Source organism: Pseudomonas sp. CC120222-01a (assembly GCF_003097235.1).
Lineage (GTDB): Bacteria > Pseudomonadota > Gammaproteobacteria > Pseudomonadales > Pseudomonadaceae > Aquipseudomonas.
Map to the genome: position 1 here is coordinate 1 of NZ_QEQQ01000031.1, position 15523 is coordinate 15523.

General features: G+C 51.2%; 12 protein-coding genes. 11 read left to right on the top strand and 1 reads right to left on the bottom strand.

Annotated features, from left to right (window positions below; genetic code table 11):
* The 6 genes from N430_RS26405 to N430_RS26435 form a co-directional block, all read left to right on the top strand.
* Positions 1 to 293: integrase core domain-containing protein (locus tag N430_RS26405; RefSeq protein ID WP_133248876.1), on the top strand; the 293-nt coding region annotated here is incomplete at its 5' end.
* A gap of 218 nt (positions 294 to 511) precedes the next feature.
* Positions 512 to 808, top strand: coding sequence for an integration host factor subunit beta (gene ihfB, locus N430_RS26410; RefSeq protein WP_012313292.1), 297 nt, complete (start codon positions 512 to 514; stop codon positions 806 to 808).
* A 22-nt stretch (positions 809 to 830) separates the two neighbouring features.
* Positions 831 to 1094, top strand: coding sequence for a LapA family protein (locus tag N430_RS26415; protein ID WP_110639740.1), 264 nt, complete (start codon positions 831 to 833; stop codon positions 1092 to 1094).
* Positions 1095 to 1196: 102 nt separating this feature from the next.
* Positions 1197 to 2780 (top strand): MBL fold metallo-hydrolase RNA specificity domain-containing protein, encoded by a 1584-nt coding sequence (locus tag N430_RS26420; RefSeq protein WP_110639739.1) that lies wholly within the window; start codon positions 1197 to 1199, stop codon positions 2778 to 2780.
* A 63-nt stretch (positions 2781 to 2843) separates the two neighbouring features.
* Complete coding sequence (locus N430_RS26425; protein ID WP_110639738.1) at positions 2844 to 3905, top strand: Wzz/FepE/Etk N-terminal domain-containing protein; 1062 nt, start codon at positions 2844 to 2846, stop codon at positions 3903 to 3905.
* Positions 3906 to 4551: 646 nt separating this feature from the next.
* The gene (locus tag N430_RS26435) at positions 4552 to 5568 is read left to right on the top strand and encodes an LPS O-antigen chain length determinant protein WzzB (protein ID WP_158288807.1); all 1017 of its coding nucleotides are present in this window, start codon (positions 4552 to 4554) and stop codon (positions 5566 to 5568) included.
* Between the two features lie 173 nt (positions 5569 to 5741).
* On the opposite strand, the gene N430_RS29865 is transcribed toward N430_RS26435, so the two are convergent.
* Positions 5742 to 7511, bottom strand: coding sequence for a calcium-binding protein (locus N430_RS29865; RefSeq protein ID WP_305888045.1), 1770 nt, complete (start codon positions 7509 to 7511; stop codon positions 5742 to 5744).
* Between the two features lie 492 nt (positions 7512 to 8003).
* On the opposite strand from N430_RS29865, the gene N430_RS26445 reads away from it, so the two are divergent.
* From N430_RS26445 to N430_RS26465, 5 genes are all read left to right on the top strand, one after another.
* Positions 8004 to 9731, top strand: coding sequence for a type I secretion system permease/ATPase (locus N430_RS26445; protein ID WP_110639745.1), 1728 nt, complete (start codon positions 8004 to 8006; stop codon positions 9729 to 9731).
* 1 nt (position 9732) lies between these two features.
* Positions 9733 to 11067 (top strand): HlyD family type I secretion periplasmic adaptor subunit, encoded by a 1335-nt coding sequence (locus N430_RS26450; protein ID WP_110639734.1) that lies wholly within the window; start codon positions 9733 to 9735, stop codon positions 11065 to 11067.
* A complete protein-coding gene (locus N430_RS26455; protein WP_178083409.1) occupies positions 11064 to 12455 on the top strand; it encodes a TolC family outer membrane protein in 1392 nt (463 codons plus the stop codon). Before N430_RS26450 ends, N430_RS26455 begins: the two co-directional genes overlap by 4 nt.
* A 430-nt stretch (positions 12456 to 12885) precedes the next feature.
* The gene (locus tag N430_RS26460) at positions 12886 to 14103 is read left to right on the top strand and encodes a hypothetical protein (RefSeq protein ID WP_110639732.1); all 1218 of its coding nucleotides are present in this window, start codon (positions 12886 to 12888) and stop codon (positions 14101 to 14103) included.
* Positions 14104 to 14153: 50 nt separating this feature from the next.
* Complete coding sequence (locus tag N430_RS26465; RefSeq protein WP_133248877.1) at positions 14154 to 15413, top strand: hypothetical protein; 1260 nt, start codon at positions 14154 to 14156, stop codon at positions 15411 to 15413.
* The last annotated feature ends 110 nt before the right edge of the window (positions 15414 to 15523 follow it).

The following is a 15523-nucleotide window of genomic DNA, read 5'->3' on the forward strand; positions in this document are numbered from 1 at the left end:
AGCCATTAGTCCACCATTCGGATCGAGGCATCCAATACTGCTCGACGCTGTACCAGTCACTGCACCAACGGCACGACGTTCAGTGCTCCATGACTGATGGGTATGACTGTTATCAGAACGCGCTGGCGGAGCGCATCAACGGAATCCTCAAGACGGAGCTGCTGTTGAGGAGCCCTGAAGATCTTGAGCAGGCGAGGAAGATGGTTGATGAGGCAGTGCAGATCTACAACACAGAACGGCCCCATATGGCCCTGAAAAACAAAACGCCCGATGCGGTGCATCGGGCGTTTTGAGGCCTGTCGGCCTACCTGAACAGGTGTAAACCTATTTCAGGACTAGACACTGGATTTCTATCCGTGCTTGCGCCGCCTCGGTCCCAGGCGTGCTTATTTCCTAGCACTCCAATCTTGAATTTTTTTATTAAGTCAAGAACCGCCCTGTTCAAATCCCTCCGAGCGTGCTACAAACTGATTAAGCAATGATCTAGCTGCTTGATAACGAAGGGAAAAATATGACGAAGTCGGAGCTGATCGAACGTATTGTCACCCATCAGGGGCTGCTCTCGTCCAAGGACGTGGAGCTGGCCATCAAGACCATGCTTGAACAGATGTCTCAATGCCTGGCCACTGGCGATCGCATCGAGATCCGCGGTTTTGGCAGTTTTTCCTTGCACTATCGGGCACCGAGGGTTGGGCGCAATCCAAAGACCGGTCAGTCGGTCGAGCTTGAAGGCAAGTTCGTGCCGCATTTCAAGCCGGGTAAGGAACTGCGTGACCGGGTCAATGAAGAAGAACATGAGCATCCTTGAGCGATAAAGAAGGAGCAATCTGATGCGTAACCTCAAGCGCGCCTTGGCGGCGTTGTTCGTGCTGCTGTTGGCGGCTTTGGTGCTTTTCTTCGTATTGGAGAACCAGCAGGCGGTGGCGCTGGTCCTGTTTGGCTGGTCGGCCCCGGCGATGCCGGTGGCAGTGCCTGTGCTGGCTGCCTTGGTGGTTGGCTTGGCAGTCGGCCCGCTTCTCGGTGCATATGGCGTGCAGCGCAGCAAGCGCAGGATCCGCGCATCGGCACGCCAGGCGGTACTGAGCGACGACTGATGATAGTTCCTACGCCTATGTAGGAATGCGTCACCTATGCATGCGCCTGTCGAAATGAAGTAATAGGCACTTCATTTCCAGCCTTGGCGAGCGTGCAGCAGAATGTATTTCCCCGCCCTTTCCCATCATGGTGGCACCCGGAGCGTCACTGGTTCGTGTCATCAGCTTCATCTCGACCCGGCAACCAGCCTGTTGATCGATTGTGGTCTCGAGCAAGGGCATGAAGCCTCTGCAGGTGTGGATTTTGCGCCTATCGGCTTTGATGTCGCAGGTATCCAGGCGCTCGTCATTACTCACGTCCATTTAGACCATGTTGGTCGCATCCCGGCGTTGCTGGCCGCCGGCTTTCGTGGGCCTATCCTGTGCAGTGAGCCGTCTGCCCGTCTGCTGCCACTGGTGCTTGAGGATGCGTACAAGCTCGGCATCAGCGCTGATCCCATCCAGGTCGACCGCTACTTGGCGCTCTTGAAGCGTCTTATCGTTCCGCTCCCGTTCGAACAATGGCATTGCGTCCTAGAGCAAGGCGATGTTGCGTGCTCCATTCGCCTGCAGCGTGCCGGTCATCTGCTTGGCTCGGCTTATGTGGAATGCGACGTGTGCGTTGAAGGCCGCGAAGCCAGCTCACGCATCGTATTTTCAGGTGATCTGGGCGCGCCCGGCAATCCGCTATTACGCCCCGTGCAGCCCCCAGAGCGGGCCGATCTCCTGGTGTTGGAGAGCACTTATGGTGACCGGCTGCACGCTGGTCGCAGCGACCGCCAGCAGCGGCTCGAAGCCGTCATTGATCGGGCGCTGGCCGATAACGGCACCATCCTGATACCAGCTTTCAGTCTGGGTCGCACTCAGGAGCTTTTGTATGAGATCGAAAGCATTCTTCATCGGAAGTCACTGCTCAATCAGTCGCGTCAGGCCCCAGTTGAAGATCCACTGCAGGCGATTACCTGGTCTCGCCTACCTGTCATTCTTGACTCTCCGCTGGCTCAGCGCATCACACAGGCCTATCGCGAACTACATGAGTACTGGAGTCACGAAGCTCGGCAGCGGCTGAGTGAGGGAAGGGAGCCGCTGGGGTTTGCTCAGCTGGTGTGTGTTGATACCCATGCCAAGCATCAGAAGGTAGTTAACTATCTCAAGAGCACTGGGCGACCGGCAATTGTAATTGCTGGTAACGGCATGTGTTCGGGAGGGCGGATCGTCAGCTACCTCAAGGCGATGCTGGATGACCCGCAGCATGAGGTGCTCTTTGTCGGCCACCAGGTTAGGGGTACTCCAGGGGCGGTGATACAGGCAAGTGAAGGGGCAGAGGGTTTTGTGCAGCTCGAACTGGATGGGCGTATGCACGAAGTCCGCGCCAAAGTGATGAGTTTGGCTGGCTATTCGGGGCATGCCGATAGCAACGGGTTGGTGCGGTTTGCGCTAGGACGGTGTGCTTCTGCGCGTGAAGTGGTGCTGGTTCATGGGGAAAACAATGCAAAAAAATGCTTGCAAAGAGATTGCGAGCAGAAAGCCGGCGGTTGGGTGCGAAATTGGATGTCCGAATTGCTCAATAGTGCTGTCTTGCCTTGGCTAGAGGCTGCTTTGCGGGAACTAATCTCAACCTCTGTTTTCTACAGCGTTCATTCTCTAAAAGGATTTTCCATCAGGGCCCGGAAACCCAGCTACGCTACAGCTTGCAATGAGAGATGATCTCAATGTGGTATCAGCGATAGGTAAGTGGGATCAAGTCAGGCTTAGGAAGATTAAAATAAGATGCGTGACGGTAATGAGCTCTTGGTGAGTGGTGAAGAGATAGGCTTGGCCAGAATTCTCAGGGCTATCTGGAGAAAGAAGCTGGTCGTCCTGTTGAGTGCTGTCATTGTTTCTAGCATGGCTATCGCGTACGGCTTCATGGCTGTGCCGGTATATGTTGCGAAGGTTATTCTGCAGCCGCCAATACAAAGCGACATTGTACCATTCAACTACGGCCGGGGCGAGAATACAGGATTAAAAGAGCTGACTGTTACTGAAGTCTATAATGTGTATCTACGAAATTTACAATCAGATTCTTTGCGCAGAAAATTTTTCAAGGAAGTGTACCGGCCGGGACTAAATAAAGGGGAAGGCGTGGGGTCTCGGGCTGATGATTACGAGCGGCTGCAGCGCTCGCTGTCATTGGGGCCTGTTTCGAATGATGATAAGTCGCGCTACTTTATTTCGATCGAGGCGACGGATCCCGCATTGGCCATGGCGTGGGCAGTTAAATATTCCGAACTGGCTGGGCAGCTTTCGCAGGTTGAGCTAACTCAAGATTTGCAAACTGATGCACGGGAGAAGGCGAGAAATCTGCATGATGAGATAAAGGCTGATCTTGAAGGTGCGCGGATGGAGCGGGAGGACCGCATCGTCAGGTTGGAAGAAGCGTTGCGCATAGCGCGGTTGGCTGGCTTGCAAAAGCCACCAATCACTTCCACCGCACCTTCTCGAGAGGTGTCGGCTGCAATGGATGGTTCGCTGATGTATATGCGGGGGGCGGAGGCACTTGAGGCGGAGGTGGCAAACCTCCGCAGTCGAGACTCGGATGAGCCTTTTGTTCATGGCTTGCGGCCCCGGCAGCAGAGTATGGTGTTCTATCAAACGCTTAAGCTAAACCTGGATGGCGCGAAGGTGTATCGACAGGATGGAGTGGGCGAATTGCCTGATTCACCTCTGAGACCCAATAGGCCGTGGGTTTTCGTTCTTGGGCTGCTCGCGGGTGTTGTTTTGGGGTGCGTGATTGCCGGTTGGCTGGGCCTCAAGGTTGGCAGCCGGGGTGATGGCGTAAAAGGGGCATGAGATTGTTGCCATGGCTGGAATCTCACGTGTGTAGCTGGCACAATGCAGCTTTAAGCGTCCGTCTCGGGACAGGGATTTCCTGCTAGGTATTGCCAATCACCAGGCAAAACGGGGATAGCACTGTCTGCAGCAGCGCTTCTCCGTTGGCAGGAAAGCTGTGATCACTAAAGCGCACGTCGCAAATCTCCTCGCAGGCAATCTCGATAGGCGAATTCAGCCTCAGCAGTGTTTGGGTAATTTTTTCGTCGAGCTGTGGTCCCTTCTGCATGTGATGCATCGCTTGCCAAGAGCGGGCGAAACCGCATCGTTGTTTATACTGCGTTCGATTGATTTCGCGTTGAAAGTTCAATTTAGGCTTTCGCACTATTTTTTCTCGATCTCAAGGTTTCGCCTAGGCCATGCATCTCTAGTACCGCTCTTGAATCATCATGCAGATGCGGCTCATCGAGCGAAAGTGTTGTGTGGTTGTGTTTTTTTATTATCGCTTTCGTTAGGGGCCAAGGATGGCAAAGGTGGCGGTCGTAAGTTGACAGTGTTATCAAAAAACTGGTTGTTGGAGGCTCTGCTCTCATCGCGCAGGTGTTGAAGGCGGCGAAGCTGCAATCCGAACTAATAAAGTATTGTTTGATATTGAATGGAGTTTAAAATGCGCAGTGAGTCCCAGCGCTTGGGTGAAGATGAAATAGATGTGCGTGAGCTATTTGCTCGGTTGTGGCGTCAGAAGGTATTCATAGCACTGGTTGGGTTGGTTGTAACTGTGCTGTCTGTTCTTTATGCTTTTTTTGCTACCCCGCTGTATGAGGCTAAGCTCTTTAATGAGCCTCCTAGCCGAAATGATGTGGCTGCGCTTAACTACGGTCGTGGTGGTGGTAGCGGTCTTTCAGTAATAGGGCCGAATGATGTCTATACTGTATATTTGCGGCATCTCCATTCTGAGGCTCTACGTCGTGACTTTTTCCGTGAGTATTATCTGCCCCTGGTGTCGAATGGTAGTACTGAAGGCTCTATCGATCGGTTGTACAGGGAATTTAATCAAGTCTTGAGAGTGGTTCCGGTACAGGGAAGGGAGAACCGATTTTATATCATATGCCAATTATCAGATCCACTGCAGGCTGTTGATTGGGTGACGCGTTACGTTGATATGGCTGTTGAGCGAGCAAAGAGTGAGATTTTGAAAGGAGCCCACGGGGAAGCTCAGGCGAAGGCCGATAGCATCGAGCGTGAGATTTCCGCGCAGCGCGAGACAGTGCAAATGCTGCGTAAAGACCGAATCGCTCAATTAACTGAAGCGCTGCGCGTAGCGCGTTCCGTAAACTTGGACAATCCTCCGATTATTTCGAATAATCTTTCAAGCGAAATGGATGGTTCGTTAATGTATATGCGTGGTGCCAAGGCGCTGGAGGCTGAGTTGACCAACCTGCGCGAGCGTGGTAGCGATGATCCATTTATTGCAAGCTTGCGGGAGAAGCAAGAATCATTAAAGTTTTACCGAAATCTTAAAGTTTTGCCGGAGTCGTTCGATGTCTATTGGCAAGATGGTGTAGCTGAATCACCAGACGCACCGCTCAAGCCTCGAAAAACCATGATTATCATTTTCGGTTTGATCGGAGGAGTGCTATTAGGTGTTGCGATGGCGCTTGTGCGCATTGGAAAGCGGCATTGAGTCGATAATGTGAGCGAAGAGGGCCTTCAAGCTGCGTTTAATTAGGTGAAGAGGGCTCGCAAGCATTCACTTCAAGCTTGTGCGGTTACCGAAGACGCTGTACTGAAGATAGTCGAACTTTGATGCCAAATGGGCGGCCCTAGTGACCGCCCTTAATTTTCCCGGCTTTGGTGTTAAGCGAAAAGAACGTCTGCCGGATTCAGTAGCGTAGACTGGCCCAGCAGGAGTATGTCTCCACCGTGCGCACCGTCACCGGCAGTGTCGAACGAGACTTTAAGCCCGTCTGCTTCGAGCGTTTGAGTGATGGCTGGTTGCTGAGTGCTCCAACCATAAATGTAGAGGGTGTCTTCACCTTGGGTGAAGTCTTGGATCGTATCTGACCCACTACCTGCAGTGAACACAAAAAAGTCTCGACCTTTGCCACCAATTAAAAGATCGTTGCCAGTCCCGCCCACGATAAAGTCATCACCAGAACCGCCAGCTAGTATATCGTCACCGTCATGGCCATATAGAGAGCAGTTTGCATCTGAGTGAGCCTGGATGACATCGTTACCGCTGTTTCGTCCGGTAGAGCTACCGGCAAGTACGGCTCCGGACGTGCCAGTGTAAATTATCTTGTCTGCTGCAGATCCTCCGGTAATTTGCTCTGCATATCCAGAGTCGGGATTGCCAGCAATCGCCGTAGTGTTGAAGCCTTGAAGCGGGTCGGCAGTGAACACAAAGTCAGCGTCCTCTGTCGTGATCAGCGAGGTGCGACCTTCTACTAACATACCTCCATCAAATCGGGCATCGCCATCAACGTCATAACGCAGGTAGACACCCTCCGAGGTCAGTTGCTGATCGATCCGGTAGTCAAACTCCTCTTGCGAGAGTTGAGTGCGTCCCATGCCGCCGGTGCCCGTAACGCCGAGGAAGACGAGTTTATCCGCGCCGATGCCAAAGCTATCAATGATGTCGTGGAAACCGTCGCCTTTAGAAAAGACATATTGATCAGCCCCCCCTCCGCCGGACAGGTAGTCATCGCCGGCTCCCCCTGCTAGAAGGTCACTATACTGACCACCGATTAATATATCGTTACCTTCGTTACCGTAGAGCTGGCCCGCGGACAGTCGCAAAGCGAGCGTGTCGTCTCCCGCCCCCCCTATGAGCGTGGCAAGTGCTGGGAGGCTTTGATTGCCATCATAGGAAATAAAGTCAGCGCCTGATGTCCCGGTTATCGTCGCTCGTCCATTGCTTGTAATAGCGTCACTGTCGACAAATCTGTGGACATTTGGGTCGCCGGGCGCACTCACTACCGTATAGTCAAATATGCCGTTGAGCGAATTGTAAATGCTGTCGAGCAAAGTGTCGCTCAAGCTATCGTCACTTGTATAAAGCTTTTGCTCTGACGTGATCATCTGTGCGGCATAGAGATTGGCTTGTCGCAAGGCGTCTGCTCCGGTCTCTGCCCATCCGCTAACCTGTGCATTGTTGGGGATGAAGAACTCGACGTCGTCAGCATTCATCATATCCATTACGCCAATGCGTTCGCCAGTACGAACGTCGGTGTAGTAAACATTATAATCTGCGTCTTGAATTTCCCACTTATTGGTCGTGGTGTTGAAGATTTCTAGGTAAGTATGCCCTTGAAAGAAACCTTGCGTATCAGAGTAGGTCCAAATTGTACGTTTCTGCAGGCCAAGTTCTGCGCAGACACCGCTGAACACGTCCACCATATTGCCGCACAACAGCTCTACGTTCTCGGCGGTCGGATCGCCAATTACGGTCTTATAGATTTGCTCGGCTGTGTAGTAGGGGTCGTTGGCGTGCGCAGCCCACCATTCACCATCAGAGTGTATTGTATTGGTAGCCAGTAATTCACGGGCAACGTCTTGGAGCAACATCCCGGTTTTGGCTGATTCTTCTCTAATAATATCAGCGATCAGAGCAAAATAGTTGGTCACGACGGACTCCATAAAGTAAGTGGCGTGCTTTTTAATTTTTCGGTGAAGCGCTTGGCCTGGGCTCGCTATGATACAGTTTTTTCATGAAAATGTGGGGGGATTGCTGTGAAGCCTGCACTCTCTGGGGTGCTGTTGCCGCACTTCAAAAAGTCTTGAGAGGCTGGAGGTGGTCGGAAGGTGTATCCGGCGCTGATGCCAGGCGACGTTCTTCCGTGTGCGGTTTGAATTCTTGCAGGGCTGGATTTGTCCGTGCGAATGCTGTTGTGCGCCGATCGAGTTTGCTATGAGGCTATATGCTTCATATGGCTAAATTGCACGTATATCTGAGATTAGGGTGCTGGGTTACCTGATAAAGGTGGGTGCGCACTTTGCCAGAGGCTTGATGCATTCCGTCGTGATAAGACTTAATTTACTCATGATCCAGGGAGTGGGTGGTGTATAGTGTCCGGCTTCTCAAAGCGTCCTCCATCACACATTGGCTATGTCTAGATGATACGCAGTACACCCGAAAACACCCTGCAGGAGGCCTTGAGGGCCTGCAGGAGCAGCTTCATGGCCGTTGGCTTTTTTAGCTTGTTCATTAACGCGTTGATGCTGGTACCTACCTTCTACATGCTCCAAGTCTATGGGCGTGTCGTCACAGGAGGCAGCTTGACCACGCTCGTCATGTTGACTCTCATCATGACAACCCTGCTTGCGACAATGGGCTTGCTAGAGTGGGTGCGCTCCCGAATCATGACACGCGTGAGCACCCGGCTGGAAGTACTTCTGAGTCATGATGCTTACAGGGCCAGTTTCGAAACAGCTCTGGAAAGCGGTGGAGCAGATGCTTCGGCCCAGTCGCTGAGAGACTTGACGGGGTTGCGCCATTTCTTGGCCGGTAATGGTCTCTTTACGTTCTTTGATGCGCCCTGGCTTCCGATTTATATCGCGGTGCTGTTCATGTTTCATCCTTGGTATGGCTGGATGGCCATAGCGTGTGCAGCGGTATTGCTATTGTTATCTTTTATTAATGAAAAGATAACAGGGAAAGTATTGGCGCAAGCAAATAAGGAGAACATTGAGGTGTCACTCGATACTACCAAGAGCTTGCGAAATGCCGATGCGATCGAATCTATGGGGATGCTCGACGCGTTGATAGCACGCTGGAGTTTGCGGCACAAGCGAGTGTTGCTTTTACAGTCTCGGGCAAGTGATCGTAGCGGGATTATCACTACTATTTCAAAAACTTCTCGTCTGCTGATGCAGTCGCTTATTCTTGGTCTAGGCGCCTATCTCGCAGTAAGCCATGAGATTAGCCCGGGGCTTGTGATCGCAGGTTCAGTGCTGTTGGGGCGTGCTCTTGCACCTTTGGATCTGATGACCAGCAGTTGGAAGGCGCTTATTAGTGCGCGCTCACAATACGTCCGTCTGAATCGAATTTTCGATAAGCAGCGAGCTGAGCCAGAGCGTATGGAACTTCCCGTCCCTGTTGGAAATGTCCGAGTAGAAAATCTAGTGGTATGTGCGCCGGGCTCGAAAGTCCCTGCTATCAAGAATATCACTTTCAATGCGGCTGCGGGCACCATTGTAGGCATTGTTGGGCACAGTGCATCAGGAAAATCAACGCTCGCCAGGGCGCTGATGGGAATTTGGCGACCTCAGCAGGGGCAGGTGCGTCTGGATGGGGTCGATATTGCTCATTGGAACAAAAGTCAATTAGGGCAGTACTTGGGATATTTACCTCAAGCTATCGAGCTATTTGAAGGGACTATCAGCGATAATATCGCTCGCTTTGGCGTGGTCGATGCTGGCAAGGTGATTTTGGCGGCGAGGACTGCGGGCGTTCACGAAATGATATTAATGCTCCCTGAGGGTTATGACACGGTTCTTGGCAATGGGGGTGTGAATCTTTCGGCTGGTCAACGGCAACGTATCGGGCTGGCTCGGGCACTTTATGGAAGTCCGCGGCTCATTGTCCTCGACGAGCCAAACTCCAATCTCGACGAAGTAGGTGAGCGCGCTTTGGCATCGTCGCTGCAACAGGCAAAGGCGACGGGAGCATTGATTTTTGTCATCGCTCATCGCGCGTCGATTCTTTCTCAACTCGATCACTTACTGGTGATGAGCGCCGGTACGATCGGACTGTACGGGCCGAGAGATCAAGTGCTCTCGGAAATGGCTGTACAGCGTAAAGCTACTGGCCAAGTTGAAATCAACACCACCTCGGTTAGTAATTGACATGAAGCCAAGATTGGCGCGTTCTCTCTCTTTGTCACCTGCCGCATTTGCTGACCTGCCTATTTCTGATGTTGCTATTCGGAGGGTAGGTTTCTGGATTGTATTTTTGATTTTCTTCCTGTTTGGCGGCTGGGCTGCATTCGCTCCGCTCGATGGAGCAGCTTATGCGCCAGGTGTCGTGACTGTGCAGACATATCGCAAGACGGTTCAGCATCTTGAAGGTGGCATCGTCAAGGAGCTGCATGCTCGTGATGGGGACTTTGTAAAGAAAGGTGACCCAATTATTGTTTTGGATGATTCACAGTTACGTTCGGAGTATGAGATCACTCGCAGTCAGTTGATTGCTGCTTCAGCTATGGAGCAGCGTTTGATAGCCGAGCGAGATAATTTGCCGGCCATTGTATTTTCGGCCGAAACGGGCTTGGACACTCAGCGCAGCGCCCAGGCGCGTAATGGCGAAACTCAGGTCTTTGATGCGCGCCGAAGCTCGCGCTTGGGTCAAATTGCAGTTTTACAGGAGCGTATTAGCCAACTGAGTCAGCAGATCAAGGGAGGCAATGAGATGATTGCTGTCAAAGGTAAATTGCAATTGTCATATCGCAATGAGATCAATGAGCTTAGGGAGCTCCTGGCTGAAGGATTTGTTGATAAACAGCGCATGTTGGAGCAGTCGCGAAAATTGGAAATGCTCAATTCCGAAATCGCTGAGCTTCGCTCGGTTAGCATCAAAACCAGTTTGCAGATCAATGAGACACAATTGCAAGTTCTGCAGATAGATAGGGACTTCAGTGCTGATGTCGTCAAACAGTTGGCTGAAGCCCAGTCTCAAGTTTATGACCTCAAGGAAAAGGCATTGGCACTGGAAGATCGCATGTCGCGTGTGGTAATCCGTGCGCCGGAAGATGGCATGTTGATCGGGATGACTGTTCACACGATCGGCGGAGTCGTGCGTGCCGCTACACCGTTGTTGGATATTGTACCGTCAGTTTCCAGTCTGGTCGTTGAGGCAGAAGTCTCCCCAAAAGACATTGATCGAATTGCGGTGGGGAAGCTGGCGGATATCCGCTTTAGCGCATTCAATGGCGCGACAACTCCCATAATTGAAGGGCAAGTTGCAAGTATTTCAGCCGATCGTCTGATGCGCGAGAAAAGCGGTGATCCGTATTATCTTGCGAGGATTAACATCACCTCTGCAGGTGTAAAAAAACTGGAAGGGCGAAAGCTGTTGGCAGGTATGTCGGCAGAGGTGCTGATTAATACGGGGGAGCGTACGTTGCTCCAGTACTTGATGCAGCCTGCTAAGAATGCGATTGCCCAGTCGATGATCGAGGAATAATGGTGTATCGTTTAATCTACCTGGCTTTGTGGGCGACGATGATTTCTGCGCAGGCTAGTGAACATAATAATGTTCGTCCCGCATCGGCCGCTGCCAGAGTCGAAGGCTACTCGGTTGATTTGATACAGTTGTATCGGGAATCTCGTCTGGAAGATCCACGAGTCATTGCTGCCTATTCAAAGGCTAAGTCGGGCGATGAACAGAAGAATCAAGCATTCGGTAGTTTGTTGCCGTCAGTGGCTGCGAATGCAAACTTCAATCGTATCAAGCAAATCAGCAGCCAGGTGGATGAAGCTTACCACAGTCGGAGCTATAGCGTAGGGCTCTCGCAGCCGTTGTACAACAAGGCTGCATGGGAAAACTACCAGCAATACAGAAGTCTAGCTGAACAAGCCAATTTCGAGGCTCAAGGAGCTTTGGCGGAAGCGACAGTCGATCTGGCGCAGCGATACTTTGCAGCGTTGGCGGCCGATGATGAACTTGAGTTAATACAGGCCGAGCGGCGAGCCACTCAAAGTAATCTTGACAGGGTAAGTGCGCTATACAAGAAACAATTGGCCGTTATTAACGACTTGCTCGATCTCAAGGCGCGGGTCGATTTGTTGGCCGCTCGCGAAGTGGATGCGCGTAATCAGGTCAGTTTGAGTCGAGTTTCGCTGTCAGAAATTGTCGGCCGGTCTGTGACCGAGAGGTTGAGGCGCGTCCGCGATGACGTTGATCTGAAGGTTTCATTGGAAGGGCTTGCGAACTGGGTGGATTTGGCAGTTGCTGAAAACCCAGCGATAAAAGCGAGCGAAAACGGGCAAAGTGCTGCCGAGGCAGCACTGCGTGCAGCAAAGGGTGGCCATTACCCGGTCGTCAGCTTGAATGTAACTGCTCAACAGACCAACGAAGGTTTCAACAACTCATTAGCCCCTAGGACCGATAGCTACGTAGCTGGAATAGGTGTGCAGATTCCAATTTATAGCGGGGGCACAACGTCTGCCAGGGTACGGCAACTTTACCAAGATCAAGTGACAGCGGAGCAGCAACTGATTGCGACTCGCCGGCAGGTGGTCAAGGAAACGACAAATGCGTATTTGACGGCAGATTCAAGTATTGAAAAGATTCGTGCCAATCGCAATGCGATCGTTTCGGCTGAACAGTCGCGAATTGCAGCAGAGAAGGCCTTTAGATACGGGTTGTTAAATTCGGTAGATGTCTTAACTGCAGTTCAGAACGAGTTTCAGGCGCGTCGTGATCTGCTCGCGGCACAGTATGACTTCATCACTAACCTGTTTGTCTTGAATCGTTGGGCAGGTAGGTTGCCGGAGGAGACAGTCGACCATGTGAATATTTGGTTGGGCGACAGTCGATTAGATAGTGCACTGACTGCTCCGGGGCTATGAGATGATGAGGGATTTGGATTTCGAGCGGCTGCGTGTGACGTACTCCGCTGCGGTATCTGGAAAATATGTGCTGATAGCCAGGGCGGAGCCGGCACTTCAGGTGGCAACATTGGGGCGTGGCTAGCCCGGCGAGCTGAGCGGTGTTGCGCCTTGCCTCACCATAGCGCGCATTGAGGTGGTTTCTGGCCTCTTTTGACTAATCCTCATTCAATCATTGTCGTCGTGGGTCGGCATTTTGTATGATGGTTCAGACTCAGGTAAAAGGACGTACTCATGGCAGAATCATTGGTTTCCGAACCACCCACTGTCCTTTCGCTTTCTATTAGTGAAATACTCTTTTTTTCAATTTTGGTAAAGTCGTCCGGAAGACAGTCTTCTTTGCTACCTTTCTTTGGGGCGGAATTTGATAGTGCGGGTGCAGGAGTTCGGTATGAGTAATGCTGTAAGTGCGCTAGCGCTGCTGATTAATAAGGTTTTAACGTTTGCCTTGCTATTTTTTCTAGCGAAGCTCTTGGGTGTTTCGAAGTATAGTGCGTTTTCATATTATTACGTCATTATTACAGGTGTCGCCTCTGTAGTGGGGGAGGGTGTCGCCATTGCATTGTCTCGCTATAGTTTGACACATAAACTAGAAGGCAATCAGCACCTTTTGCTGGCTTTGGCGGTTTGCGCGTCAGTCGTTGCTGGGGTTGTTGCATTTGGCTCGGTTGCAATTTTCCCTTACCGAGCCCAGGAAAGCTTTTCTTGGGCCACTGTCCCTTGGTGGGGGTTCATGTTTGCTTTTTCTACGGTGCTTAACATTACCATTACTGGTCTCATGTTCTCGATTGACAGTACCCGCGTTTGGCCGTTTGTTCAGATTGCACAGGGAGTGCTGGGTTTTGGATTGGTGAGTGCGACTGCTATGAATCAGATTACAGTCCCAGCGGTTTTGGCTGTAATATCGTTCGTACCTTTGCTCGCGCCAGTGTATGGGATATGGTCAATCCTGCGTGCTGGAATATGCGGTGCGGGGCGGGTCATTACATTGCAGGCACTAAAGAGATGCATGAGCGAGTCAGGCGTTTTGGCTCTTTGTGGGGGTATGTTGCTCGGTTCGCCGGTGCATGTGATTTGCTTGATCATTTTCGGAAAGTTTGCCGTGGCTCCTGAAGAGGTTGGTTATTTTAACCTTTACTTCTTGTTTTATGTGTTGGTTACCGTGGTGCCGGCATCATTGAGTCCATACTTAGTTGTCAAGTTGATGCGTAGCGGATTGAAACAGTCATCTAGTTATTTGATGGTCGGTGCATTGGTTGCAGTTTTGCTGCCGGTATTGCTGTATTTTACACAGGGTATCTGGTTGTGCTGGTTTGGTGAGCATGTTTGCATGCGTGCAGAGCTTCTGTCGTGGGCACTAGTCGCCGGTGGATTAGGTCTGATGGTGACCCAGTTGGTGCAAGTGCTGCATAGCGAGCATCAAAGCAGACGGGTCTTTGTTGCGGCTTTCTTCTATGCTGTTACCTATTTGTCATTGGTTACGATGTATGCGACTTCGGGTGCGGTAACTGCGAGCGAGCAGTTTGCTGCGTTTGTGCTTGCCTTGGTTGTGCAGGTGTTGGTTTTGATCTGGTGTCGTTTCATTCGTGATGGTCGTGTTGCAGTGTAAGGGTGAGCCGATAGGCGGGGCGTCAATGCCGAGGTCAGGGGGAATTAAAAGTGGTCGAAATTGGTATCCTTGCTTGTTTATTAATTTGGGCTGGCATGTTGCTCTACAATGTGTCTGTCAAGCGATATCTGGTTGCGCTATATTTGCTGTGCTATTCAGTGCCATTTTTAGGCTTGGCAAGAGGTATGTGGGCTGAGCAGATTGTTCTCTGGCCTATTGGTAACTTCACTTTTGATGTGAATGAGGCGATTGTCGCTCGTTTAACATCTGTTTGGTTCTTGGGGCTAGTCGGCGGTGCAGGTGCGCTGTTGTTATTCAATTTGTTCAAGCGAGTTGGAGTCTCGTCGATAAAGTTGCGCACTATCGAGTTGGTAGATGTGCGATATTGGGCGTGGTTTTTCTTTCTTGTTTCGCTTTGCTATGTCACAGCGCGCGCATTGATGCCAGAAGAGGTTTTTGCTGTATTTACCGGCATCGAATCCTTTGCCGTTTGCGCTATTTTGGTATTTTTCTCCTATGCATTACTTATTCGACGCTTCTGGCATATGTTGGCATCACTCTTGCTGGCCTTCGGTTATGCATATGCCAATACCAGGACGGGTGATCGGGACTTCGTTGTTCTATTCGTCGCCATGATGCTGGGCGGGCTTTTTTACTGGAGTAGGTATATAGCCTTCAAGGCGCTTCTTTTAATTGGATTGCTGGCGGTTGGCGTCCTGGCGAGCGGTGTGTATGTGTCCATGGTCAGGATGGATGTGCCTATGACAGAGGAAAATGTATCTCAGTATCTGTTGTTCAACTCTTGGAATGCCATAATATTGCCAATGGTTGACCAATTGACAAATCATTGGGATGGAGATCATTTGAAATATGGTAAGACGTATTTCGACATGGTTGCCTCTATGGCGCCTTCACCCATTTATACATTCTTTGGTAGCATCAAGCCTATTACGCTGGATAATCCTGCGGACTGGTACTACATTTTCGGGTTAGGTGGCATGCATGCCGCAGGCGTTGGATTCGAGAATTTCGGGTTGATGGGAGTGGCTTTCGATGTATTCCTTAGCCTATTGTTTTTACTGCTTCTAGACCGACGCAGTGAAGAACGATCCTATATGCGATATCTTCTGTATATGCTTGTGAGTGCCTCGGTGATGCATTGGTTATGGTACGGTGCAATGTATGTGCTTAACATGGTCATGTTCTTTGGTCTCTTTGCAGCAATGGTGCTGCTAACCAAAATATTACTATCTGGCGTCCTCAGGGTGGCAGCACGCCCTGGGGCAGATTCTGCTCATCATGGCGTGTGACTCCAATGGCTATACCTTGCCCGCCCGCAACGGGCTTCTCCGTTCGGCTGAGTTTTTGTGAATTGAGATGATGCGCATGGGGCTCTGCTTGCGTGAAATGAGGGATCAGG

Bases quoted from the DNA above. Each gene is read 5' to 3' on its own strand.
- ihfB (WP_012313292.1), top strand. From the start codon at position 512: ATGACGAAGTCGGAGCTGATCGAACGTATTGTCACCCATCAGGGGCTG.
- N430_RS26415 (WP_110639740.1), top strand. From the start codon at position 831: ATGCGTAACCTCAAGCGCGCCTTGGCGGCGTTGTTCGTGCTGCTGTTG.
- N430_RS26420 (WP_110639739.1), top strand. From the start codon at position 1,197: ATGTATTTCCCCGCCCTTTCCCATCATGGTGGCACCCGGAGCGTCACT.
- N430_RS26425 (WP_110639738.1), top strand. From the start codon at position 2,844: ATGCGTGACGGTAATGAGCTCTTGGTGAGTGGTGAAGAGATAGGCTTG.
- N430_RS26435 (WP_158288807.1), top strand. From the start codon at position 4,552: ATGCGCAGTGAGTCCCAGCGCTTGGGTGAAGATGAAATAGATGTGCGT.
- N430_RS26450 (WP_110639734.1), top strand. From the start codon at position 9,733: ATGAAGCCAAGATTGGCGCGTTCTCTCTCTTTGTCACCTGCCGCATTT.
- N430_RS26460 (WP_110639732.1), top strand. From the start codon at position 12,886: ATGAGTAATGCTGTAAGTGCGCTAGCGCTGCTGATTAATAAGGTTTTA.